We start from the raw sequence: 23392 nt of genomic DNA on the forward strand, positions 1-23392 counted from the left end.
TACGCAACCTTCCATGTGCTTTGCTCTACCTGCCAAACGCATATGCGAATAGCGATTGCTTGTGTGATTTGAGATATATACCTCACCGGCGATGTGCTGCCGCGGGCTTTATTCGACGCCGGAGACGGGAAGCGGGCGGCGCGGGCCGAGATAGGCCACCCAGCCGCCCGTACCGGGAAGCCGGTGCGCGGGCCAGTCGCGGGCCAGGGGCGGGGGAGGGGAGCCGTGCCCCGCGGTCAGGACGACGGTCGGTTCGCGAGTTGCCCGCCGTCGCAGGTCCAGCGGGGTGAGGGAACGGTTGTTGCCCTGGATGTCGCCGGACGCGCAGCCCGCGTCGTAGCCGACGGGCTGGGCGTGTGGGCCGGCGATCAGGCAGGGCGGTCGGATGCCGAGCCGGCGGAGCGTACCGGCGGCTTGCCGGTAGCGGTCGGAGAGAACGGCGGCCTGAGCGGTGGTCTGGGTGAGAACCCCCAGCTGGCTCGCCAGTTGGGCCACGAGCAGCAACCCGATGACGGGGGCAGTGGCGGGGCGCCACCAACGCGACAGCGGGAGGCTGCCGGGGCGTGGACGGCGGGTGTCGCGCACTGCCCTCGCGGCCATCGCGGCGATGGGCGGGGCCAGTAGCGCGTAGGCGGGGAGGAGGAAGCGCGGCGCGGAGTAGTCGAGGAGGAAGAGGTAGGGAACGGCGAGGGACGCGGCGCAGCCCAGTGGCAGCGCGGTGACCGCGAGCGGGCGACGCCGACGCCTGGCGAGGACCAGCGCCGCCACCGCGAGCAGCGGCAGGGCCAGCCACCACAAGGTGAGCGCGGGCGCGTGCAGCGGAATACGGCAAGGACGGCAGAGCAGCGGCCCGTTGAGGCTGCGCAGGGCCGCCCCGGCCCCGGACTCGAAGCCGTGCCCGATGCCGACCCCGCCCTCGGTGAGCTTGGCGACGTGCAACCGCGCGCCGACCCCGCCGAAGCGGTCGTACGCCTCGGCGACCCACTGCGCGCCGCCGAGGCCGAGTCCGCCGACGATCGCGGGGACGGCCGGCCGGTACGCCCGTACGCACACCGCGGTCAGCAGCAGGGGAAGCCCGAGCCAGCCCCCTTCGGGAAACCGCAGGAGCGTGACGCAGCCGAGAGTACCGGCGAGCCACCACGACGCATGAGGTTGCGCCGTGATCCGCAGGAACCAGCCGACGGCCGCCGTGGCGCACAGCGCCACCCACAGGTTGGGCATCACCTGGGAGCCGTTGAACACGCTGGTCCACAGTCCGGCGAACAGCAGCGCGGCGAGTGCGGCCGTACGGTGACCGAGCAGCGGGGACCACACGCGGAACGCGCCGTACAAGGCCGCCGCCGACGCGAGCGCCAGAACGCTGCGCAGCAGGGTCACCGACGGGGAGAGGGCGAGAACGGGCGCGACCAGGAAGCTGATGCCGCGTGACCGGGGAGCGCTGAAGTAGGCGGCAGGGGTACGCGGGTCGCTCTGGGAGACGTACACCGTTTCGTCCCAGCCGAGCGCGGTGTGCGTGTGCGGAACGACGAAGGCGAGCTGGACCAGGGCGTAGGCGAGCGCGACCAGGGCCGGCCACGGTACGGGGCGGGCCCGGCCGGTACGGGGCGCCGGACCCCGGAGTGGGGACGACCGATGGCACGGTGGCGTGACCATACGATTCCTTCCGGTTCGTATGGATTCTCACCGTCATCATGAGGCTCACGGCGGCGGGACGGCGTGACGCGTGCCCGTATTGCCCACTGATGGCCGAGAAGGGCGCGGCGCGGAAGGGTGAGCCGTTTCTCTGGAGGGTCCGGGCTCCCGGGCGGGATGCGGGAGCCGCCCCGGGCGCGTCGGAGGCCGGTCTCCCGCGCCTTCGTCGCCGAACTGCCGACAAAGGAGCCGAGTCCCCAACTCTGCTGAAAAACCACCGGATCACTACCTGAATCGGCTCCTCGGCGCGGGCGTGGAGCGGCACACCTTGGGGATCTTCCTAGGTTTGAAGACTGGGATCTTTTGTTGATTGGTTGCTCAGTTAGCGTCGTTCTTTGTGCGGTCCGGTTCGGAACGGCCGCCGCACAGTGGGCATTCGAGACGCGGGCGATCGGCCTGCTCAGGCTCTGGGAGGGAGGGGAACGACGAGTGCGGCTTCTCGTGGACCTGGTACGGGCCGAGGGCGCCGGTGTGCTCAGACGAGTCACACCGGACACGGCCATCGATCGCCGGGACTTCAGCCGTTCGACGTCGACTCCCTCACCGCAATGGGCCTCCCGGCGCCGGTAGGAGAGCACGCGCGCCGTCGAAGCAGACGGCCATTCCCCCGCCGGGCAGCACGCTGCACGGACGGCGCGGGCGACCGCGCGTAAGGGCGAGCCCGCCGACCGCAGGGCCCGGCCCCCTCGTGTGCCTTTGTGTCTTTGCCTCTTCATCTCATCCGTCACTGTTGGAAGGAATCACGTCGCCATGTCCTGCGAACTTCCCGAACTCACCACCGAAGCGTCCACCGTGCTGAGAATGAGTCCGCTGCTACGCGCTCTGCAGGAAAGAAGTCCGCTGTGCCGGGTCAAGACCCCGGCCGGCGACCAGGCGTGGCTGGTGACCCGTTACGCCGAGCTCAAGGCCCTGCTGCTGGACGAACGGCTCGGACGGTCCCACCCCGACCCGGCGAACGCGCCCCGCTACGTCAAAAACCCGTTCCTGGACATCCTCATCACCGACGCCGACCCCGAGACCGCGCACAAGGTGCACGCCGAGACGCGCGGGCTCCTGACGCCGAACTTATCGGCCAAGCGGATTCGTGACCTGGAACCCAAGGTGGAGGCCATCGCGGAGGAGGTGCTGAAGGGGTTCATCGCCCAGGGGCAGCCCGCCGATCTGCACGAGCAGCTGTCCCGGCCGTTCTCCCGTACGGTGCTCTGCGAACTCCTCGGGGTGCCTCCCGAAGAGCGGGCTCATCTGGAGGAACTGCTCTCCGGACTGGCCGGCGTCGACGACCCGCGGGCCGTGGACGGACAGCGGGTCTTCTACGCCTACCTGGAAGAGCTGGCGGCCCGTAAGCAGGCCGACCCCCGCGACGACGTGATGTCCCGGCTGTGCGAGGCCGGGGTCCCCGCCGAGCGCGTCGGCGCCCTGGCCGCGATGCTGCTGTTCGCCGGGCTGGACGCCGTCGCGAGCCATATCGACCTCGGCGTGGTGCTGCTCGCGACCAACCCGGAGGCGCGCCGGGCCGCGCTGGGGGACCCGCGCGTCATGATCGGCGCCGTGGAGGAGGTCCTGCGGTCGGCCAAGGCCGGTGGTTCGGTGCTGCCCAGGTATGCCCACGCCGAGGTCGAGATCGGCGAGGCGACCATCAAGCCGGGTGAGCTCGTCCTGCTCGACTTCACCCTGCCCAACTTCGACGAGCGGGCCTTCGACGACCCGGAGCTCTTCGACATCGGCCGCTCGCCCAACGCACACCTGACCTTCGGCCACGGCATCTGGCACTGTGTCGGCGCCCCGCTGGCCAGGCTGGAGCTGCGGACGATGTATCAACTGCTCTTCACCCGATTGCCCGAGCTGAGACTCGACCTGCCGCTGGAGGAGCTCCAGGTGCTGGGAGGCCGCCTCGGGGACGGCTTCTCCGAGTTGCCCATGCGGTGGTAGCGAGTCCCCGATGTGAGACGGGCCGTGCGTGAGTCTGCGCACGGCCCGTTTCGTCGGCCTGCGACTTCCGCGGCCGGTCTCCGTCCCCGGGCGGGCGCTACGGCAGGCCGCCGCACGGTCCGGCACGGCACGCGTACGGTGAGGGCCGGGACCGCCGCGCAGCCGCGGTGTGCGGGGAGGGCGGCGGCACCATCCGGGCGGTGCGAACACTCGGCCGAACGACGGAACCAGGCGGGGCGAACAGGATAAGTGCCGTGCCGCGCGGTACCTGACGAGGGCGGCCGATCCCGCGCTGCCGGTGCCGTGCGTGGTGAGTGCCGTACACGGTGAGTGCCGTACACGGTGAGTGCCGTACACGGTGAGTGCCATACGTGGCGGGTGCCGGACGAAAGATCGGCGCCGGCGCCGGAAGGAAGGACGAGAGCCGGAGAGAACCCCGGCGCCGGGGAAGAGACCAGTGCCGGAGAGAAGTCCAGTGCCGGAGAGAAGTCCAGTGCCGGAAGGAAAGCCAGCGCCGGAAGCAAAGCCAGCGCCGTAAGGAAAGCCAGCGCCGTAAGGAGGAACCAGTGACCACGCACGAAACCGTGTCCGCCCCCGGCGGGGTGGTGCTCGACAGCGACCTGGAACTGCCGGATTCGCCGCGCGCCGTGGTGCTCTTCGCGCACGGCAGCGGCAGTTCGCGGCGCAGTCCCCGCAACCGCGCGGTCGCCCTGGCGCTGTGCCACTCCGGTCTGGCCTCCCTCCTGCCGGACCTGCTGACCGTGAGGGAGGCGGAGCAGGACGCCGTCTCGGCCGAGTACCGGTTCGACATCCCGCTGCTGGCCGAGCGGCTGGTCGCGGCGGTCGACTGGCTGAGTGGGCATCCGGCCACGCGTGACCTGCCGCTGCACCTGTTCGGCGCCAGTACGGGTGCGGCGGCCGCCCTGGTCGCGGCCGGACGGCGGCCCGCGCGGGTCCGGTCCGTGGTGAGCCGGGGCGGCCGGCCCGATCTGGCGGGGGAGGCCCTGGAGCACGTACGGGCCCCGGTACTGCTGCTGGTCGGTGAACTGGACACCGAGGTGCTGCGGCTCAACCGCGAGGCCGCGTCCCGGATGGGGGCGCCGAGCGAGGTGGAGGTGGTCCTCGGCGCGAGCCACCTGTTCGAGGAACCCGGGACCCTGAAGCGGGTCACCGAAGCGGCGCGGGAGTGGTTCCTGAACCCGTCGCCACCCGACGACGAACCCTCCCCGCCCCCGGGGAGCCCCGGGGGCGGCGATGGCCGCTGAACCGGCGGACCCCGACCTGACGCGGGCGCTCGGCACCGCCCTGCCGCTGCCGGCCCCCGCCGCGCCGGACCCGCTGACGGAACGCATCGGCGACGCCCGCTACGTCTCCCTCGGCGAGGCCTCGCACGGTACCGCCGACTATTGATGGTGGCGGGCACGGCTGACCCGGCGCACCGAGGGCAAGGAGCAACCATGCGTTTCACCAACCGCCGGCACGCAGGCCGGGCCCTGGCCCAGTGGCTGCGCGCCCCGTCCGACGCCGCCGCGGGCGGGGCGCCGGACACCGAGGGCGCGGCACCCGATGCCCGGGCCGGTGCGCCGGACGCCGTGGCCTGGCCGTACGGCGCCGCCGACCCGCTCGTCCTCGCCCTGCCGCGCGGCGGCGTCCCTGTGGCCGCGGAGGTCGCCCGGGAGTTCCGGGCACCCCTCGACGTGCTGGTGGCCCGCAAGATCGGCGTACCCGGCTCGCCCGAGACGGGCATCGGCGCCATCGTCGCCGAGGAACCGCCCGTCCTCGACCACCGGGCCCTGCAATTCCTCGGCCTGGCCGAGGAGGAACTCGCCCCCTCCGTGGCCCGCGAACGCGCCGAACTGCACCGGCGCGAAAACCTCTACCGCGAGGGCCGCCCCGAGCCCCGTATCACCGGCCGGGCCGTCCTCCTCGTCGACGACGGCCTCGCCACCGGTCTGACGGCCCTCGCCGCGCTGCGGCACCTGCGCCGGCGGCAGCCCGCCCACCTGGCCCTCGCCGCGCCGGTCGGCTCCCGCAGCGCCGTCGCGGAACTGTCCGAAGAGGCCGACCGCGTGCTCGTCCTGCACCGGCCCGAGTACTTCCGGGCGGTCGGCGAGTGGTACGACGACTTCCGCCAGGTCGGTGACGACGAGGTGATCGCCCAGCTGCGCGGCGCGTCCTCCGTGGCCTGACCCGGGCGGGCCGGTGCCACCGGGCCATGGGGTGCCGTGCGGACCACCCGTCCGATCACCGTGGAACCGGCTTGCGGGAGAGGAGGCCACGTACCCGGCCGGTGACCGACGGCCCGCCCGCGAAGCACCACAGCGCCAGCACCGGGTCGCAGACGGCGCAGCGAGGTTGCCCAACAGGACGATGAGCGAAGCGAGTTCGAGGGCGGCGGCGATCCGGAGGGCCGGTCTGTCGCGGTTCACGGTCACGCTCCCGTGGTGGAGCCGGGACGGACGATCATGAGAACGGTCACGACCGCCCAGAGCAGGTTGAAGACGCCGGTGAGCATCGCGAGCCGGGCGGTGGCGCCGCGTTCCACCGGGGCCCGGTGCCGTCGAGCCGGCCGAGCAGCCCCTCCTGGCCCGGTAGGACCAGCATCGCGAGCACACCGGCCGCCGCGGCGGTGAGCACGATCGAAACGATCAGCCACGCGTCGCCGAGGACGCCCAGGCTGCCGGCGGTGGCGAGGCCGAAGACCGGTACGGCCAGGCCGACACCGGCATAGACCCGGCAGACGCGGTGCAGCGGCCGGACCCCCAAGAGGGCGGCGGCGTCCGGAGCGGACGCCTGGGCGCTGCGCACCGCGGCCGGGAACATACTGGCCGCCACGGTCACCGGACCGACGGCAATGATCGCCGCCAGGACGTGGACGGCGAGGAGGCGCTACGGGGTGAGCGGGTGGGTCGCCGAGATGCCGGCGAGGATGAGGGAGATCCCGGCGAGGAACTGCTCGCGGTCGTCGTGCTCCCGCGCCTGGTTCGCGACGGCCCGGGTGAACGGGTAGTCGTCGGGGTCGAGCCCTTCCCACGCCGTCGATACGGCGTCGAGGAACTGGGCGCGGTCGACGTCGGCCCCGAGGGTGCGGGCGTTCGCCGCGTTCTGTCCGGCGGCGCCGAGGATGTAGTGCATCAGGGCCGAGGTCGCCGTGAACCAACTGCTCTCGGGCACGCCCAGGGCGCGGACCTGCCGGCCGATGCTCTCGAAGATCCGCGGCGCCACCGTCCCCCAGGGGCTGCGGGAGAGCTGGGTGGCCAGCTGCGTCGCGAGCCACGGGTGTCCTGCGATCGCGTCGTGCAGGCCGAGCGCGACGGCGCGGATGCCGTCCTGCGGGGAGCCCGGGGACTCGCCGGACCCGATGGCCACGGCGCGGGCGACGACGGCGTCGGTGGCGGCGTCGAGCAGCTCGCCCTTGTTCGCCACGTGCCAGTAGATCGCCCCGGGCCCGGTGGCCAGGCGCTCGGTCAGCGCCCGGAACGTCAGGCCGCCCTCGCCGGCCGCGTCGAGCAGCTCGACCGCGGCGTCGATGATGCGCCCGCGGGAGAGCGCCTCTGTGCGCCGCTGCGACCGGCGCGTCCGGGTTGCCATGCTGCCATTTTGACATGTCTGGAGCGACGTTCCAACGGGGGAGCGGCGCACCGGCGGGGCCGTCGACAGCACGAGGGCGCCCTGTCCGTGGCCGTGGTGACGGCCGGTCCCGTACGGGGCCCGGTGCGCGGGGCGCGTCGGCCGCCCTGCTCCCGGCGCGCCGGCAACGGGCCCCCCGCCGGTCCCCCCTTTCGGGTTTGGCCTCCGGGGCGGTGAAGGGATGACGAGACCGAGAGCACGGCCGGCGCCCGTTCGCCATGGGCCGCTTCCGCTTCGTACTCCCCGACCGAAAGGCAGCCACGTGACCGTTCGATACCACGCCGCGGGCACCGACACGGCCCACCGTGACACCCGCGACTGGTGGCGGCAGGCCGTCGTCTACCAGGTGTACCCGCGCAGCTTCGCCGACTCCGACGGCGACGGCATCGGCGACCTCCCCGGTGCGACCTCCCGGCTCGGTCACCTCGCCGCCCTGGGCGTGGACGCCGTCTGGCTCAGCCCCTTCTACCCCTCCGAACTCGCCGACGGCGGATACGACGTCGCCGACTACCGCGACGTCGACCCGCGTCTGGGCACCCTCGACGACTTCGACGCGCTGGTCGCCGAAGCCCACCGGCTGGGCCTGAAGGTGATGGTCGACATCGTCCCCAACCACTCCTCCGACCAGCACGCCTGGTTCCAGGAAGCGCTGCGCTCCGCGCCCGGCTCCGCCGCGCGGGAACGCTACGTCTTCCGCGCCGGAAAGGGCGAACACGGCGAACTGCCGCCCACCGACTGGGTCTCCTGCTTCGGCGGCCCCGCCTGGACCCGGCTGCCCGACGGCTGGTGGTACCTCCACCTCTTCGCGCCGCAGCAGCCCGACTTCAACTGGGACAACCCCGAGGTCCGCGCCGACTTCCGCACGACGCTGCGCTTCTGGTCCGACCGCGGGGTGGACGGCTTCCGCGTCGACGTGGCCCACGGCCTGGCCAAGGACCTGGCCGCCCCGCTGCGCGACATCGGCGCCGTCGAGGCGTGCGAACCGCGCGACCTGCCCGAGGACGGCAGCCACCCCTTCTGGGACCGCGACGAGGTGCACGAGATCTTCCGCGACTGGCGCGGGGTCTTCGACGAGTACGACCCGCCGCGCGTCGCCGTCGCCGAGGCGTGGGTACGCAACTCCCGCCGTACCGCCTACGCCACACCCCAGGAACTCGGCCAGGCCTTCAACTTCGACTTCCTGGAGGCGGCCCTGCGCGCGGGCGTCCTGCGTGCCTGCATCGACACCGCGCTCGCCGACGCCAGGGCGGCCGGGGCCACCGCGACCTGGGTGCTCTCCAACCACGACGTGATCCGGCACGCCTCCCGGCACGGCCTGCCGGAGGCCTGCGACGCGGAGGCGTGGCTGCTCTCCGACGGACGGCGGCCCGCCCTCGACCGGGAGGACGGCCTGCGCCGCGCGCTCGCCGCGACGCTCCTGATGCTGGCGCTGCCCGGCTCCGGCTACCTCTACCAGGGCGAGGAACTGGGCCTGCCCGAGGTGGCCGACCTCGACCGCGCCGCCCTCCAGGACCCGGTGTGGACCCGCAGCCAGGGCCGCTCGAAGGGCCGGGACGGCTGCCGGGTGCCGCTGCCCTGGCGGCGCGACGGCAGCTCGTACGGCTTCGGCAGCGGCGGGTCCTGGCTGCCGCAGCCGCCGTACTGGGGCGAGGTGTCCGTCGAGGCGCAGGAAGGCGACCCCGCCGCACCGCTGGAGGTCTACCGCACGGCGCTGCGCCTGCGCCGTCGGCTGCTCGCCGACGAGGCACTGGAGTGGCTCAGCGGTCCCGACGAGGCAGCCGGCGGCCTGCTGCACTTCCGCCGCTCGGGCGGCTGGCACTGCGTCACCAACCTGTCGGACACCCCGCAGCCGCTCCCCGGCGGCACGCTGCTGCTGTCCTCCGCACCGGTCACGGGCGAGCGGCTGCCGCCGTGGACGACGGCCTGGGTGCGTACGGCGACGGAGTGACCCGGGGAGCCGGCACCGGGAGGCGACGCGGGACGGGCGGCGCCGAAGCGGTGCCCGTCCCGCGCGGGCTCCGGTCAGCTGCCGACGTAGGCCGCCAGGTGCTCCCCGGTGAGCGTGGAGCGGGCGGCGACGAGGTCGGCCGGGGTGCCCTCGAAGACGACGCGGCCGCCGTCGTGGCCGGCGCCGGGGCCGAGGTCGATGAGCCAGTCGGCGTGCGCCATGACCGCCTGGTGGTGCTCGACGACGATGACCGACTTGCCGGAGTCCACCAGCCGGTCGAGCAGGCCGAGCAACTGCTCGACGTCGGCGAGGTGGAGGCCCGCGGTCGGCTCGTCGAGGAGGTAGACGCCGCCCTTGTCGGCCATGTGCGTGGCCAGCTTGAGCCGCTGCCGCTCGCCGCCGGACAGCGTGGTGAGCGGCTGCCCGATACCGAGGTAGCCCAGCCCGACGTCCAAGAGCCGCCCGAGGACGCGGTGCGCGGCCGGTACGCGCGTATCGCCCGCGCCGAAGAACTCCGCGGCCTCGGCCACCGACATCGCGAGCACCTCGCTGATGTCCCGCCCGCCGAAACGGTGGTCGAGGACCGACGCCTCGAACCGCTTGCCCTCGCACTCCTCGCAGGTGGTGGCGACGCCCGCCATCATCGCCAGGTCGGTGTGGATGACACCGACGCCGTTGCAGAGGGGGCAGGCACCCTCGGAATTGGCGCTGAACAGCCCCGGCTTGACGCCGTTGGCCTTCGCGAACGCCTTGCGGATCGGGTCGAGCAGCCCGGTGTACGTCGCCGGGTTGCTCCGCCGCGAGCCGCGGATCGCGCCCTGGTCGACCGACACCACGCCCGCCCCCGCCGGGACCGACCCGTGGACGAGCGAACTCTTGCCGGAGCCGGCGACGCCGGTGACCACACAGAGCACCCCGAGCGGGATGTCGACGTCGACACCGCGCAGGTTGTGCGTCGTCGCGCCGCGGATCTCCAGCTTTCCGGTGGGCCTGCGCACCGTCTCCTTGAGAGCGGCCCGGTCGTCGAAGTGACGGCCGGTGACCGTACCGCCGGTGCGCAGTCCCTCGACGGTCCCCTCGAAGCAGACGGTGCCGCCCGCCGTACCGGCGCCGGGGCCGAGGTCGACGACGTGGTCGGCGATCGCGATCGTCTCCGGCTTGTGCTCGACGACGAGCACCGTGTTGCCCTTGTCCCGCAATCGCAGCAGCAGGTTGTTCATCCGCTGGATGTCGTGGGGGTGCAGACCGGTGGTGGGCTCGTCGAAGACGTAGGTGGTGTCGGTGAGCGAGGAGCCGAGGTGGCGGATCATCTTGACGCGCTGTGCCTCGCCGCCCGACAGGGTGCCCGACGGCCGGTCCAGCGAGAGGTAGCCGAGGCCGATCTCCACGAACGAGTCGAGGGTCCGGCGCAGCGTCGCGAGGAGCGGCGCGGCCATGGCGTACCCCTGGCCCGAAGAGGCCGGGGAGGGGCCGGTCAGGCCGCGGACCCACTCGGCCAGGTCGCTGATCTGCATCGCGCAGGCGTCGGCGATGCTGACGCCGCCGATCCGGGACGAGCGGGCCGCCTCGCTGAGCCGGGTGCCGTCGCACTCGGGGCAGGTGGTGAAGGTGACCGCGCGCTCCACGAACTCCCGGATGTGCGGCTGCAGCGCCTCCTTGTCCTTGGCCAGGAACGACTTCTGGATCTTCGGAATCAGCCCCTCGTAGGTCAGGTTGACGCCGTCGACCTTCACCTTGGTCGGCTCCCGGTGCAGGAAGTCCCGCATTTCCTGCTCGGTGTAGTCACGGATCGGCTTGTCCGGGTCGACGAAGCCCGACTCCGCGTAGACCCGTACGGTCCAGAAGCTGTCCGACTTCCAGCCGGGGATGGTGAACGCGCCCTCGGCGAGCGACTTGGAGTCGTCGTAGAGCTGGCCGAGGTCGATGTCGGAGACCGCGCCGCGGCCTTCGCAGCGCGTGCACATGCCGCCGGTGCGGGTGAAGGTCGCCTTCACGGTCTTCTTGGTGCCGCGTTCGACGGTGATGGCGCCGCTCGCGCGGACCGAGGGGACGTTGAAGGAGAACGCGTTGGGCGAGCCGATGTGCGGCTGTCCGAGCCGGCTGAACAGGATGCGCAGCATCGCGTTGGCGTCGGTGGCGGTGCCGACCGTGGAGCGGGGGTCGGCGCCCATCCGCTGCTGGTCGACGATGATCGCGGTCGTCACCCCTTCGAGGACGTCGACCTCCGGCCGCGCCGGCGTCGGCATGAAGCCCTGCACGAACGCGCTGTAGGTCTCGTTGATCATCCGCTGCGACTCCGCGGCGATCGTGTGGAACACCAGCGAGCTCTTGCCCGAGCCGGAGACGCCGGTGAACACCGTCAGACGGCGTTTCGGGATCTCGATGCTGACGTCCTTGAGGTTGTTCTCGCGCGCGCCGTGCACGCGGATCAGGTCGTGGCTGTCGGCGACGTGCGGCGCGGGCGACTGCGGCTCCGTGCTCCTGGCCTGGCTCATCGTGTCTCCATCTGTCGGGCGGGCCGCGTGCGCGGTCCCCGCAGGCGCGGCCCCGGCCGGGGCCGCGCACGGGCAGCGTGTGCGCCGGACGGCTCAGCGCAGTTCCTGGATGCGGACCAGGTTGCCCGCGGGGTCGCGGACGGCGCAGTCGCGTACGCCGTACGGCTGCTCGGTCGGCTCCTGCGCGATCTCGGCACCACCGGCCCGCAGCTGCGCGAAGGTGGCGTCGAGGTCCTTGGTGGCCAGGAGAATCCAGCCGTACGTGCCCTTGGCCATCATCTCGGCGATGGTGCGGCGTTCGGCGTCGGTGATGCCGGGGTCGACGGCCGGCGGCGCCAGGAGGAGGGTCGGAGCGCTCAGACCGGCCCGGCCGACGGTGATCCAGCGCATCTTCCCTTCGCCGACGTCGTTGCGGACCTCGAAGCCGAGGAGGTCGCGGTAGAAGGCCAGGGAGGCGTCCGGGTCGTCGTGCGGGAGGACGCTCGTGTGCAGGGTGATGTCCATGCAGGTCACGCTAGCCGCAGCCGGCCGACCGGGGCTTCTCGAAAACTGATCGGTCCGCTCACCCCGCCCGTACCGGGGCCGACCCTGTCGTGGTTCCCCGCGGCCGCCGGACCCGTTGGCCCCACAGCAGAACAGGTTCCGGGAACCGGAACGGCGCTTCGCGTCCGCCGGGCCGTGACGTCTGATCTTGCTCGGGCGCAGGACCGTTTGCGAGGCGGCCTCGGGGAACATCGGTACCGAGGTGTGGTCGGGCACCACCCTCTCCGGCTCACGCCGCCGTGCAGGTCCAGCAGCACGTCCAGCATGTGCGGGACAGCCTGTCACTCAGCCATGGCCAGCACATCGCGGACCAGACGTCGCGCGTACTCGCGATCGACGGGCAACGCGAATACGACGTGGTGGTACAGAGGCGCGATGACATGGTCGAGGATCTGCGGGACGCTCGGTGTCTTCTCACCGCGTTCGCGGGCCCGGCTCACCACCTCCGATGCCTGCTCGCGCCGTTTCTCCGTGACCGGGCAGCTCGCGACGGTCTCGGTGCGGGCCGACACCATCGCGCGCAGGTATCGGGCTCGGTGGGGACGTGTGATGTCGCGGGCGATGACCTGCGCCCACTCGGTCAGATCCTGCTGGAGGGAGCCGGTGTCGGGCGCTGACTCGCCGTCCCGGGTCAGGGCGGCGACAGTGACTTCCTCAAGGAGGGCGTGGACGCTGTCCCAGCGTCGGTAGAGCGTCGTCGGGTTGACCCCGGCCCGTTCGGCGACCACGGGAAACGTGATCTTTTCGGCGCCCTCGCCCACGAGTTCACCGACCGAGGTGTAGATCGCGGTCAGTACTCGACTGCTCCGCCCTCCGGGGCGGCTGGCGGCTGCATGGTGAGACACGTCACCAGTATACGCAAAGATCTTTGCTTTTACTATGATGGGCCGCCCGGCTTAAAGCAAAGATCATTGCGTTTCGATGGAGGTCGCGTGCTCAACCGTTCGGTTTCGTTCTTCCTGGCCGGGGCCGTGGGCGCGGCCACGCTCACGGCCGCTTCGGCGCCGTCCCCCCTCTACCCGGTCTATCAGCGCCTGTGGGACCTCTCCACGTTCACCTTGACGGTCGTTTTCGCCGTCTACGTCTTCGCCCTGCTCGCGGCCCTGTTGACCGTCGGATCGGTCTCCGACCGGGTGGGCCGCCGGCCTGTCGCCTGCGGCGCCCTCGTGCTGCTCGCTCTGGGCATGCTGCTCTTCGCCGTCGCCACAGGCGTCGGCGGCCTGATGGCCGCGCGCATTGTGCAGGGGCTTGCCGTGGGGACAGCCGCCGGCGCCACTACGGCCCTGATCATGGAGTCCGCGCCGAACCCCCGGCTCGGCTCGACCGTCAGCAGCGCGGTCCCTCCCTTGGGGATAGCGATCGGCGCTGTCCTCGCCGGCGCCTTGGTGGAGTTCGCGCCGCTGCCCCGCCAACTCGTCTACTGGATACTCACCGTCGTGTACCTGGTGCTCGCGGCACTCGTCTGGCTGGTTCCCGAGAGCGCCCGATCCGACTCGCCAGCCCGGGAAAAGATCTGGCGGTCACTGCTGCCCAGTGCTCAACTCCCGCGGGCCACGCGGCCGGTCTTCGTCGCACTGCTGCCGTCGATCAGTGCGACGTGGGCCCTTGGCGGCCTGTACCTCTCGCTCGGATCGTCGATCCTCACCACCGTCCTCGACGTGCACAGCCACTTCGTCGCGGGCGTCATCCTCGGCGTCTTCTTCGTCGCAGGGACGGCGGGCACCGTCGCGTCGGCCTTCGCTCCGCCACGACACCGCGCACGGTTCGGCCTCGGGCCCCTCGCCGTCGGCGTCCTGGTCACTGTCGCAGCCATGCCGACGGGTGTACTGCCGCTCTACGTCGTCGGGTCGCTGATCGCGGGATTCGGGTTCGGGGCGACGTTCCGGTTCGCCGTCCACGCCCTCGGTGAGGCGGCCCCGATCGCCCGACGGGGCCAGGTCTTCGCGACGATGTACATCGTCAGCTATCTCGCCTTCAGTGTGCCTGCGCTCGCCGCCGGGCTCGCTGTCGAGCGATTCGGGCTCAAACCGACAGCCGTCGTGTACGGAGCCCTGGACATCGCGTTGGTCCTGTTCGCTCTCGTTGCCGGGACCGCCCACGCGCGTCGACGGGACGGCGAGGACGATGTCCGGCGCGACATCGCACCGCCGTTGGTCTCGCGCACTTTCGGCACGCCTCGCCACACCACGCACTACCTGGAGTGCGGACCAGCCGACGGACCGCTGATGTTCTTCCTCCACGGGTGGCCGGGCATCGGGTTGTTGTGGCGGGCCCAGATGGAGGCGTTCGCTGCCGACGGGTGGCGCTGCGTCGCGCCCGATCTGCGTGGGTACGGCGAATCCTCCGCTCCGGCGGGTACCGACGCCTACACCGTCGAGGAGGCCGTGCTGGACCTGACGGAGCTGCACGACCATCTCGGCGGCAGAACCGCGGTCTGGGTCGGCCACGACTGGGGCAGCGTCGTGGCGGGAGCAGTGGCCGCGCACGAGCCGGAGCGGTGCCGCGGCGTGGTGCTGACCTCGTGGGCCTACTACCCCACCGCCAACAGCCTGGCCACGCTCGTACCCCTGGTCGACCGTCAGCTCTACCCGGCCGACCGGTATCCGGACGGACAGTGGGACTACTACCGCTACTACACGACGCACTCCGAAGCGGCGGTCGCCGACCTTGACGCGGCTCCGGCGGCAACGCTGGCATCGGTTTATCAACCGGGCGGCCCCGCCGCGATCGGCGCCGTCTCACCGACGGCCACGGTCACACGCGACGGCGGACGCTTCGGCGCCGCGCACCGCGCACCGCCGACGCCGGCCGATCCGGCCCTCTGGCCACCCGCGGACTTCGACACCCTGGTGCAGGCCTTCGCAATTCACGGCTTTCGTCCTCCCTCCGCGTGGTACACAAACGACGACGCCAACATCGCTTACGCGCGCAAAGCACCCGACGGCGGGCGCCTGACGCAGCCGGTGCTGTTCGTCAACGGCGAGTGGGACGCGATCTGCAACATCTCGGGAAACCGCCAAGGCGACCCGATGCGCGCGGCCTGCGCAGATCTCACCGTGGTGCGGGTGCCTGCCGGACACTGGCTGCCGCTGGAGAGCAAGGCTCAGCACATTGAAGCCATCCGCACCTGGCTCCGCTCCAAGAATCTTCGATGAGCCCTCCACCGCCCGGCCGATGCCGTCCTCGACCCTCTCGCGGAACGCGACGCGGACCGCCGGCCAGCCGGCCGGCCGGCTGCGCGTCGATGTCGCATCACACGTCACATCGGCATCACTTGTCCCTCTGTTGCGCACTTTGTGCAAAGATTCCCTGCCCGGCCCGGGTGGGCCGGGGTGACAAGGGGAAAATTCGTGAAATCAACGATCCTCAGATCCGCTGTCGGCACGGTGCTCACCGTGGCCGCCGCGGCCATGTGCCTGCCCGCCTCGCCCGCCGTGGCGGCGCCGCGGACCGCCGGCGTGGACCAGACGACCGCAGAAACGTTCAGCCGCACCGCCGACGCCCTGCTGACGCAGCGTACGGCGGCGCTGCTCGACAACCGCTCGGGGCGCATAGCCCCGCTGCCCCGTAAGCAGGTGCGCCTGTCGGCCCGCCTGGCGCGGGCCGAGGACACCGGAATGTCCTCGCTGCGGGCCCGCAAGCAGCGGCTCGCCGCCCTGGGGGAGGCCTACACCGGCGCCGACACCCGGGTCATCGTGGACGACACCCGGCTCACCGGCCGGCGCGCCACCGTGCAGGTCACCGAGAGCACCACGCTCACGTACAAGAAGGTCCGCGGCGACGAACCCGCCACGACCGGCTTCAAGGCCCGCCACGAGCTGGACTTCACCGCCGTCGAGGGCGGGAAGTGGGAGCTGACCGGTATCCGGTCCCGGGACGAGGGACCCGGCGCGATCAACGCCCCCACGCTGCGGACGGCGGCGGTCGCGGGCGACGGGAACCCGATGCCCGACGCGCCGACCGCCGCCACCTCCCGCCCCTCGCGCCCGGCGCCCAGGAAGCAGGCGAGCGCCGGTTACGGCTACGCCGCCATGGCCGCGTACTCGGAGAAGTACTGGCGCAACTACAACCCCGAATACCGGAAGTTCAACGCGGCCGGCGGCGACTGCACGAACTTCCTGAGCCAGGCACTGAAGGCGGGCGGCTGGAAGCCGGAGGGCGGGTCCGCCTCGGACTACCGCAAGTGGTGGTACGACACGAATTACCAGTCCGACAGCTGGGTGGGGGCCAACGAGTGGTCCTGGTACGCGCTGAACTCCCGGCGCGTGACCAGCCTGTCGAACGTCTACCAGATGGACGTCGGTGACGTCATGCAGATGGACTTCGACGGCGACGGGTCCAAGGACCACTCCATGATGACCACGTACCGCAGCAGCTCCGGCGTGCCGTACCTGACGTACCACTCGACCAACACCTACCGGAAGTCGGTGGCGAGCATCATCGCGTCCTACCCGGACTCGGTCTACTACGCCTACCGCACCTGACGGCACGGCCCGTTCGACGGGTACACGGGCCCGGCCGTGCGCCGGGCCCGCACGTCCGTCTGCCGCGACAGGGGGTGGCGGTGGCTGATGAGCGGCATGACGCCTCTGTGATACTTGGGCCAGAACACGTGTTTTGGTGCCAGGGGGTAGGGAAATGTCGAAGAGGAGCGTGCTCCGCACGCCGGCTCTGGTCACCGCGGCGGCACTCGCCCTCGGCCTGTCGGCCTGCGGTACCGACGATCAGGGCGGGGAGGGCAAGGCGGCGCCGTCGCAGGACGCCGCCCGGCAGCGGCCGGCCCCGCCGGAGGGCGGCGCGGGCAAGGCCGGTCCGTCGCCGAAGCCCGAGGAGAAGTGGGACGGCAAGGTCAGGGTGCTCGGGGACGGTTCGACGTCCTACACCGGGCCCCAGCCCAAGCAGCCCAAGCCCACGAAACTCAAGCCGGGCGAGAAGCCGCCGCAGTTCGTGGTGTTCTCCTGGGACGGCGCGCTGGAGGGGGACGACCACCTCTTCTCGCATTTCCGGCAGGTGGCCGAGGAGAACAACGCCAAGATGACGTTCTTCCTCACCGGCACCTACCTCCTGCCGAAAGCGAAGGCGACGATGTACAAGCCGCCGCAGCACAAGCCGGGTGCGTCGGCGATCTCGTACGCGACCAACGAGCACATCAAGGACACCCTGCGGCAGGTCCGGGGCGCGTGGCTGGACGGAAACGAGATCGGCACCCATTTCAACGGCCACTTCTGCGGGGCCAAGGGCGGCGGTGACTGGAGCGTCGCGGAATGGAAGAGCGAGATCGAGCAGTCGTACTCCTTCGTCCAGAACTGGAAGACCAACACCGGCTACACGAGCCTGCCCGCGCTGCCCTTCGACTACAAGAAGGAGCTGGTGGGCGGGCGCGCCCCGTGCCTGGAGGGCCAGGAGAACCTGCTCACCGCGGCCAAGGGCTTCAACTGGCGCTACGACGCCAGCTCGCCCGGCGACTTCCAGATATGGCCGTCGAAGAAGAACGGCATATGGAACTTCCCGTTGCAGCTGCTGCCCTATCCCAAGAGCGAGAAGCAGGTCCTGTCCATGGACTTCAACTTCCTCTACAACCAGTCCGGTGACAACACCAAGGGCGACCCGGCCAAGTACGAGCAGTGGCGCAAGCTGACGCGGGACGGATATCTCAACGGATTCAATCGCGTCTACCACGGGAGCCGGGCGCCGCTGTTCATCGGAAACCACTTCGAGGACTGGAACGGCGGCATCTATATGAAGGCCATCGAGGACGTCGTGAAGGCGGTGTGCAAGAAGGAGGGCGTGCGCTGCGCCACCTTCAAGCAGGTGGCCGACTGGCTGGACGTCCAGGACCCCGAAGTCCTGGAGCGGATGCGCGGTCTGGACCCGGCGCAGATCACGGACTGGGCGTCGGTGGTGAAGTAGCCCCGGGCCGCGGCCTCCGAGACGGACGGAGCCCCCGTACCGCGAACCTCCGGCCGGACGGCAGAGGTTCGCGGGCCGGGGGCTCCGCGGCGCGTGGTCCTACCGGGCGGTCATGTACCGCGTCCAGATGTCGGCCGGGTACGGGCTTCCGGCCTTCTCCTTCGCCTGCCCGCCGATGCCGTCCAGGGGCAGCAGTTCCTGGGTCTTCGGATCGATGCGGGCCAGCGAGACGGCGGTCGACAGGGTGCCGCGGTAGCCGACGAACCAGGCGGACTTGTTGTCCTGCGCGGTGCCCGGCTTGCCGGCCACGTCGGGCCCGGCGGCCCGGGCCGCGGTGGCCGAACCCCGGCGGACGGACTCGCGCAGGGCGTCGTCCACCGCGCCCGCCACGTCCCGGGGCAGCACCTGTCCGGCGGTCGGCTTCCCGATCGGCACACCGGTGCCGTTGCGCATCAGCCTGCCGACCGAGTACGGCTCGCTGTGCTTGCCCCCGCCCGCGAAGGTGGCGTACGCGTCGGCCATCCGGATGGCGCTGGGCGTGGCGGTGCCGAGGGCGAAGGACGGCAGCTTCTCGCCGAGGCTGCTCTCCAGGAGCCCGGTCTGCACGCCCAGTTTGCCGACCCGCTCCAGGCCGACGTCCATGCCCAGCTGCATGATCGTGGTGTTGACGGACTGCGCGACGGCGCTCTTGAGGGGAATGCGGCCCCAGGACTTCCCGCCGTCGTTCTCCGCCTTGGCGATCTTGCCCGCGCGGTCCCAGTACGGCCCTTCCGGAGTGCGCAGCGTGATCTTGTTGTCGCCGTCGTAGACCGTGGCCGGTGTGACGGGGGTGCGGGGCTTGCCGCGCTCGCGCTCGACGCCGTCGCGCAGCGCCGCGGCGTAGACGAACGGCGCGAAGGCGCTGCCCGCGGGAACCACGGAGGAGTTGGCGTCGTTGAACCCCTGCCGGAGGTAGTCGGGACCGCCGTACAGCGCCACGATCCGTCCGTCCGTCGCCACCGAGGCCGCGCCGATGCGTACGTCGCGGTCCGCCTTGCGGGCGCCCGGGTCCAGCTTGGCCCGTACGGAACCGACCGCTCCGGACAGCGCCGTCATCCGGGACTTCTCGAAGGTGGTGTGGATCTGGTAGCCGCCGAGGGCGAAGTCCTTCTCGGAGATCTCGGTGTGCGCGCCGACATAGGCCCGGGCGGTCTCCACGAGGTAGCCGTTCTGGCCGACCAGCCCGGCGGGCTTGGGCGGGGCCTGCGGTTCGGGGAAGCGGGTGCAGCGGGCCCGCTCCTCGGCGGAGAGCTTGCCGATGGCCACCATCCGGTCCAGCACCCAGTTCCAGCGCTCGACCGCGCGCTCGCGGTGCTCGGCCCCGAGGGCCGGGTCGTACAGCGCGGCGCCCTTGAGGAGGGAGGCGAGGAACGCGCCCTCGCTCACGTTCAGCTGTGCGGCGTCCTTGCCGTAGTAGGCGTGCGCGGCGCGCTGAATGCCGTAGGTGCCGCGCCCGTACCAACTGGTGTTCAGGTAGCGCTCAAGGATCTCGTCCTTGGTCATCTTGTTGTCGAGCTTGATGGCGATGAACATCTCGCTGAGTTTGCGGGTGAAGGTCTGGTCCTGGTTCAGGTAGGCGTTCTTCACGTACTGCTGGGTGATGGTGGAGCCGCCCTGGGTGTTGCCGCCGGTGACCATCCGGGTCACGGCCCGGACCATGCCGCTGGGCGAGATGCCGCTGTCGGAGTAGAAGGTCTCGTTCTCGGCGGCCAGCGCGGCCCAGCGGACCTGTTCCGGTACGGCGTCGAGGGGCGTGTCCTGCCGGTTGATGTCGCCGGTACGGGCCATCTCGGTGCCGTCGGCCCAGTAGTAGACGTTGTCCTGCTGCGTGGCGAACGCGTTCAGGTCGGCGGGTATCTCGGTGCGCGCGTACATGATCGCCAGCAGGCCGGCCAGTACGCCGACGAAGGAGCCGGTCAGCCCCAGCGTCTGGCGCCAGGACGGCACCCAGCGCCGAAAGCCCGAGCGCCCCGGGCGCGGGTAGGCCGGGCGGCGGAGCCGCAGTCTGCGGCGGTTTGCGGCCCACCACCGGCCGAGAACGGGCCAACGGCCGCCCGCGGAGGAGGCGGTGGTCCGGGCATGTGCCCCTTTTCGACGTTCGATCACCGCTCGACCTTATGGGATTACTCCCCGTACGAATGTTCTGCTCTGCCACGAAAACGTTACGTTTCAGGGGCGACGGGGCGACGGGGCGACGGGCCGGGCGGTCCGGTCCGGCGCGGCCGGACCACCCGGCGCGGTACGGGCCGCCGGAGACCCTGGGTGCGGCGCCCCGGCCGGCGGTCGTGCGCACGGGGGACGGCCGTGACGGGCCGCGTGGTCTCCGGCGGCCCCGGGGGTGGACGCTGAATTCGGCCTTTGTCATGTTCGGCGTGGTGCTTGGGCCGGGTTTTCGAACGGTGGCCGGAATTCATGGTTGGTGTGCGAATCTTCCATTATGGCGGGCGGGTGGTTACGTCGCGGTTACAGGTCTGTTTACGCGGAATTCGGGCAGGCCGAGAATGTCCAACCGCCCAATGGGGGCGGTTGGACGTGGTGCCGCCGGGTCAGAACTCGGAAGGCAGACTCGGCGCCTTGGGCGCCGTGGGGCAGTCCTCGGTGCAGGTGAAACCGAGCGCCGGTGTCTCGGGCGTCACCGCGGTGGGCTCCTTCGGCAGGCCGCTGCCCGAAGGCAGCTTCGACGCGCAGGTCTTGGCCGCGGACCGGTACGCCTTGGAGACCGGGTTGATGTTGCCGCCGGACTTCAACTGGAGCTGACCGTTCTCCTTGATGGTGATCCCCGGGAAGTCCTTGACCCCGTTGTCACGCATGCACTGCGTGAAGGCCTCGGCCTGACGCTCCCGTGTCGCGGAGTCGCCCGCGGACTCGCCCGTGCCGCCCGAAGCCGACGCCGAGGACGTGGCCTGCGCCGCTCGGGCGCCGATCTGCGCCGACGACGCGGCCGGGGCCGCGGACGACGAGCCGGTCTGCAGGACGAGCACGGTCCCGCCCGCGGCCAGGGCCGCGATGAGCAGCGGGACGGCGAACCGCCTGCGCTTCTTTCGTGGTGCTTCTTCTTCGGACGGTGCCGACATGTCAACTCCTCTGGGACGCTGGACGTCTGGAAGCCAGTTCACCAACCGGGTGGTTACCGCGACGGAACGTCGGGTGTTAGGCGTCTGTAACCCGAGCCGGGGGCTTACGCCGCTGTAACCGCCGCACGAGCAAGATCACAATCAACGGTGCCGAACCGACGGTGGGGGCCATGCGGATTCTGGTGGTGGAGGATCATCGCGATCTCGCGGAGACGCTGGCCGCGGGCCTGCGCCGGGAGGGCATGGCGGTCGACGTTGTCCTGGACGGGACGGCCGCGCTGGAGCACACCGCGGTCAACCGGTACGAGGTCGTCGTCCTCGACCGCGACCTGCCCGGCGTCCACGGCGACGAGGTGTGCCAGACGCTGATCACCGAGGGCTACCCGGCCCGGGTCCTGATGCTGACCGCCGCCGCCACGATCGAGGACCGGGTCGAGGGCCTGACCAGCGGCGCCGACGACTACCTGCCCAAGCCGTTCGCCTTCGCCGAACTGGTCGCCCGGATACGGGCCCTGGGCCGCCGCAGCCAGCCCGCGCTGCCCCCGGTCCTGAGCCACGCCGACCTCAAACTGGACCCCGGCAAGCGCACCGCGCTGCGGGCGGGCGTCCGGCTCGACCTCAGCCCCAAGGAGTTCGCGGTCCTCGAACTGCTGCTGGCGGCGGGCGGGCGCGTCGTCTCCGCGGAGGAACTGCTGGAGCGGGCCTGGGACGAGGCCGCCGACCCGTTCACCAACACGGTCAAGGTCACCGTGAGCCGGCTGCGGCGCAAGCTGGGCGACCCACCGCTCATCGAGACCGTCGCCCAGGCCGGTTACCGGATCTGAGGGGAGGCCGGGGATGCGCCGCATACGCCGTCCGGCCCGCCCCGCGCCGGGCTCCTTCGCCAAGGTCCGGTGGACCATCCGGCTGCGGCTGACCCTGCTGTACGGGGCGCTCTTCCTGGTCACCGGCGTGCTGCTGCTGACCGTGGTCTACCTGCTGGTGGCCGGCCGGCCGCCGTGGGCGGGTGTCGATCCGCCCTCGCCGCCCGCCGCTTCCGTGACGCCCAGCGGCCTCGGCGCCGCCGACGTACCGGCCCCGACGGTGGACTTGGAGCAACAACTCCAGCAGCAGCGCAGCGACTACTTGGAGAAGCTGCTCACGTCGTCCGGTATCGCGCTGGTGCTGCTGACCTTCCTGTCGGTGTGGCTGGGCTGGCTGATGGCCGGGCGGGCGCTGCGGCCCCTGCGGACCATGGCCGACACCGCGAAAGCGATCTCGGCGAACGACCTGCACCGGCGGCTCGGCGCGCCCGGCCCGTCCGACGAGATCAAGGACCTGGCCGACACGTTCGACGCGCTCCTCGACCACCTGGAGGACGCGTTCGAGGCGCAGCGCAGATTCGTCGCCAACGCCTCCCACGAACTGCGCACCCCCCTCACCTTCGAGCGCAGCCTGCTGGAGATCACCCTCGCCGACCCGGACGCGAGCGCGGCCGAACTGCGGGAGACGTGTGTGCGCGTGCTGGGCAGCAACGCCCGGCAGGAGAAGCTGATCGAGGCGCTGCTGACGCTGGCCCGCAGCCAGCGCGGCCTGGACCGCCGGGTGCCGGTGGACCTGGCGGGGCTGGCCGCCGAGTATCTGGGCCGGCCTCGTGACGCCGACGGTCCGCCGGGGGTGCGGATCGGCAGCGACCTCGCGCCGGCCGCCGTGCTCGGCGATCCGCCGCTGGTCGAGCGGCTGATCATCAACCTCGTCGACAACGCGGTCCGGCACAACGTGCCCGACGGGCGGGTACGGGTGTGGACGGGCGTGCACGGGGGCCGGCCCGCGCTGAGCGTGCGCAACACCGGGCCCGAGGTCCTGCCGTCCCAGGTCGAGCTGATCTTCCAGCCGTTCCAGCGGCTGCGGGCGACCCGGCTCGGCGGCCACGACGGCCAGGGCATCGGCCTGTCGATCGTCGCCGCCATCGCGGCCGCCCATGACGCGGAGCTGCACGCCGAGCCGCTGCCGGAAGGCGGCCTCGAAATACGCGTCAATTTCCCACCCGTCGCATCCTGAAGCCGACCAGAATTCCTCATTTCTGGACGTCAATATTCCGCTGTCTGGACACTGCGCGGCTCCGCTGCGGTACGGGTATCTTCGCCGCAAGA

At 71.4% G+C, this 23392-nt stretch carries 17 protein-coding genes and 1 pseudogene; 10 read left to right on the forward strand and 8 right to left on the reverse strand.

The genetic code is table 11. The features are described 5' to 3' along the window. Positions 1-108: 108 nt before the first annotated feature. Positions 109-1653 (reverse strand): hypothetical protein, encoded by a 1545-nt coding sequence (locus ACFV57_RS13745; RefSeq protein WP_385230110.1) that lies wholly within the window; start codon positions 1651-1653, stop codon positions 109-111. Positions 1654-2442: 789 nt separating this feature from the next. On the opposite strand from ACFV57_RS13745, the gene ACFV57_RS13750 reads away from it, so the two are divergent. From ACFV57_RS13750 to ACFV57_RS13765, 4 genes are all read left to right on the forward strand, one after another. Next, positions 2443-3621, forward strand: a complete 1179-nt coding sequence (locus ACFV57_RS13750; RefSeq protein WP_385230113.1) for a cytochrome P450 — start codon at positions 2443-2445, stop codon at positions 3619-3621. A gap of 566 nt (positions 3622-4187) precedes the next feature. After that, positions 4188-4886 carry a dienelactone hydrolase family protein gene (locus ACFV57_RS13755; RefSeq protein WP_385230116.1) on the forward strand — a complete coding sequence of 233 codons (699 nt, stop codon included), beginning with the start codon at positions 4188-4190 and terminating at the stop codon, positions 4884-4886. Further along, a complete protein-coding gene (locus ACFV57_RS13760; RefSeq protein ID WP_385230119.1) occupies positions 4876-5031 on the forward strand; it encodes a hypothetical protein in 156 nt (51 codons plus the stop codon). Before ACFV57_RS13755 ends, ACFV57_RS13760 begins: the two co-directional genes overlap by 11 nt. A gap of 47 nt (positions 5032-5078) precedes the next feature. After that, the gene (locus ACFV57_RS13765; RefSeq protein ID WP_385230122.1) at positions 5079-5810 is read left to right on the forward strand and encodes a phosphoribosyltransferase; all 732 of its coding nucleotides are present in this window, start codon (positions 5079-5081) and stop codon (positions 5808-5810) included. A 242-nt stretch (positions 5811-6052) separates the two neighbouring features. On the opposite strand, the pseudogene ACFV57_RS13770 reads toward ACFV57_RS13765, so the two are convergent. Then, a pseudogene (locus ACFV57_RS13770) lies at positions 6053-6489 on the reverse strand (hypothetical protein). 21 nt (positions 6490-6510) lie between these two features. Beyond that, complete coding sequence (locus ACFV57_RS13775) at positions 6511-7212, reverse strand: TetR/AcrR family transcriptional regulator (RefSeq protein ID WP_385230125.1); 702 nt, start codon at positions 7210-7212, stop codon at positions 6511-6513. 301 nt (positions 7213-7513) lie between these two features. Here ACFV57_RS13775 and ACFV57_RS13780 point away from each other — a divergent pair, with 301 nt between their 5' ends. Beyond that, positions 7514-9199: a glycoside hydrolase family 13 protein gene (locus ACFV57_RS13780; protein ID WP_385230128.1), complete on the forward strand. Its 1686-nt coding sequence runs from the start codon at positions 7514-7516 to the stop codon at positions 9197-9199. Positions 9200-9273: 74 nt separating this feature from the next. Here the strand turns inward: ACFV57_RS13780 and ACFV57_RS13785 are convergent, their stop codons facing one another. The 3 genes from ACFV57_RS13785 to ACFV57_RS13795 form a co-directional block, all read right to left on the reverse strand. Then, positions 9274-11694, reverse strand: a complete 2421-nt coding sequence (locus tag ACFV57_RS13785; protein ID WP_385230131.1) for an ATP-binding cassette domain-containing protein — start codon at positions 11692-11694, stop codon at positions 9274-9276. A gap of 93 nt (positions 11695-11787) precedes the next feature. Then, positions 11788-12198 carry a VOC family protein gene (locus ACFV57_RS13790; RefSeq protein WP_385230134.1) on the reverse strand — a complete coding sequence of 137 codons (411 nt, stop codon included), beginning with the start codon at positions 12196-12198 and terminating at the stop codon, positions 11788-11790. Between the two features lie 320 nt (positions 12199-12518). Continuing rightward, on the reverse strand, positions 12519-13082 hold the full coding sequence (locus ACFV57_RS13795; protein ID WP_385230137.1) for a TetR/AcrR family transcriptional regulator C-terminal ligand-binding domain-containing protein: 564 nt from the start codon (positions 13080-13082) through the stop codon (positions 12519-12521). On the opposite strand from ACFV57_RS13795, the gene ACFV57_RS13800 reads away from it, so the two are divergent. The 3 genes from ACFV57_RS13800 (at position 13071) to ACFV57_RS13810 (ending at position 18147) form a co-directional block, all read left to right on the forward strand. Next, on the forward strand, positions 13071-15392 hold the full coding sequence (locus ACFV57_RS13800) for an alpha/beta fold hydrolase (RefSeq protein WP_385230140.1): 2322 nt from the start codon (positions 13071-13073) through the stop codon (positions 15390-15392). The genes ACFV57_RS13795 and ACFV57_RS13800 overlap by 12 nt on opposite strands. 195 nt (positions 15393-15587) lie before the next feature. Beyond that, positions 15588-16721: an amidase domain-containing protein gene (locus ACFV57_RS13805; RefSeq protein ID WP_385230143.1), complete on the forward strand. Its 1134-nt coding sequence runs from the start codon at positions 15588-15590 to the stop codon at positions 16719-16721. A gap of 154 nt (positions 16722-16875) precedes the next feature. Continuing rightward, positions 16876-18147: a hypothetical protein gene (locus ACFV57_RS13810; RefSeq protein ID WP_385230146.1), complete on the forward strand. Its 1272-nt coding sequence runs from the start codon at positions 16876-16878 to the stop codon at positions 18145-18147. Between the two features lie 99 nt (positions 18148-18246). Here ACFV57_RS13810 and ACFV57_RS13815 read toward each other — a convergent pair whose 3' ends face one another. Together ACFV57_RS13815 and ACFV57_RS13820 are read right to left on the reverse strand one after the other, a co-directional pair. Further along, a complete protein-coding gene (locus tag ACFV57_RS13815) occupies positions 18247-20292 on the reverse strand; it encodes a transglycosylase domain-containing protein (protein WP_385230149.1) in 2046 nt (681 codons plus the stop codon). A 440-nt stretch (positions 20293-20732) separates the two neighbouring features. Then, positions 20733-21260: a hypothetical protein gene (locus ACFV57_RS13820; protein ID WP_385230152.1), complete on the reverse strand. Its 528-nt coding sequence runs from the start codon at positions 21258-21260 to the stop codon at positions 20733-20735. Positions 21261-21430: 170 nt separating this feature from the next. Here ACFV57_RS13820 and ACFV57_RS13825 point away from each other — a divergent pair, with 170 nt between their 5' ends. Next, on the forward strand, positions 21431-22084 hold the full coding sequence (locus tag ACFV57_RS13825) for a response regulator transcription factor (RefSeq protein WP_385230155.1): 654 nt from the start codon (positions 21431-21433) through the stop codon (positions 22082-22084). A gap of 13 nt (positions 22085-22097) precedes the next feature. Next, positions 22098-23300: a sensor histidine kinase gene (locus ACFV57_RS13830; RefSeq protein WP_385230158.1), complete on the forward strand. Its 1203-nt coding sequence runs from the start codon at positions 22098-22100 to the stop codon at positions 23298-23300. Positions 23301-23392 lie beyond the last annotated feature (92 nt).

This window comes from Streptomyces sp. NPDC059788, from assembly GCF_042732265.1.
Lineage (GTDB): Bacteria > Actinomycetota > Actinomycetes > Streptomycetales > Streptomycetaceae > Streptomyces.

Bases quoted from the DNA above. Each gene is read 5' to 3' on its own strand.
- ACFV57_RS13765 (WP_385230122.1), top strand. From the start codon at position 5,079: ATGCGTTTCACCAACCGCCGGCACGCAGGCCGGGCCCTGGCCCAGTGG.
- ACFV57_RS13750 (WP_385230113.1), top strand. From the start codon at position 2,443: ATGTCCTGCGAACTTCCCGAACTCACCACCGAAGCGTCCACCGTGCTG.
- ACFV57_RS13760 (WP_385230119.1), top strand. From the start codon at position 4,876: ATGGCCGCTGAACCGGCGGACCCCGACCTGACGCGGGCGCTCGGCACC.
- ACFV57_RS13800 (WP_385230140.1), top strand. From the start codon at position 13,071: ATGGTGAGACACGTCACCAGTATACGCAAAGATCTTTGCTTTTACTAT.
- ACFV57_RS13830 (WP_385230158.1), top strand. From the start codon at position 22,098: ATGCGCCGCATACGCCGTCCGGCCCGCCCCGCGCCGGGCTCCTTCGCC.
- ACFV57_RS13775 (WP_385230125.1), bottom strand. From the start codon at position 7,212: ATGGCAACCCGGACGCGCCGGTCGCAGCGGCGCACAGAGGCGCTCTCC.
- ACFV57_RS13810 (WP_385230146.1), top strand. From the start codon at position 16,876: ATGTCGAAGAGGAGCGTGCTCCGCACGCCGGCTCTGGTCACCGCGGCG.
- ACFV57_RS13820 (WP_385230152.1), bottom strand. From the start codon at position 21,260: ATGTCGGCACCGTCCGAAGAAGAAGCACCACGAAAGAAGCGCAGGCGG.
- ACFV57_RS13745 (WP_385230110.1), bottom strand. From the start codon at position 1,653: ATGGTCACGCCACCGTGCCATCGGTCGTCCCCACTCCGGGGTCCGGCG.
- ACFV57_RS13825 (WP_385230155.1), top strand. From the start codon at position 21,431: ATGCGGATTCTGGTGGTGGAGGATCATCGCGATCTCGCGGAGACGCTG.
- ACFV57_RS13785 (WP_385230131.1), bottom strand. From the start codon at position 11,694: ATGAGCCAGGCCAGGAGCACGGAGCCGCAGTCGCCCGCGCCGCACGTC.
- ACFV57_RS13790 (WP_385230134.1), bottom strand. From the start codon at position 12,198: ATGGACATCACCCTGCACACGAGCGTCCTCCCGCACGACGACCCGGAC.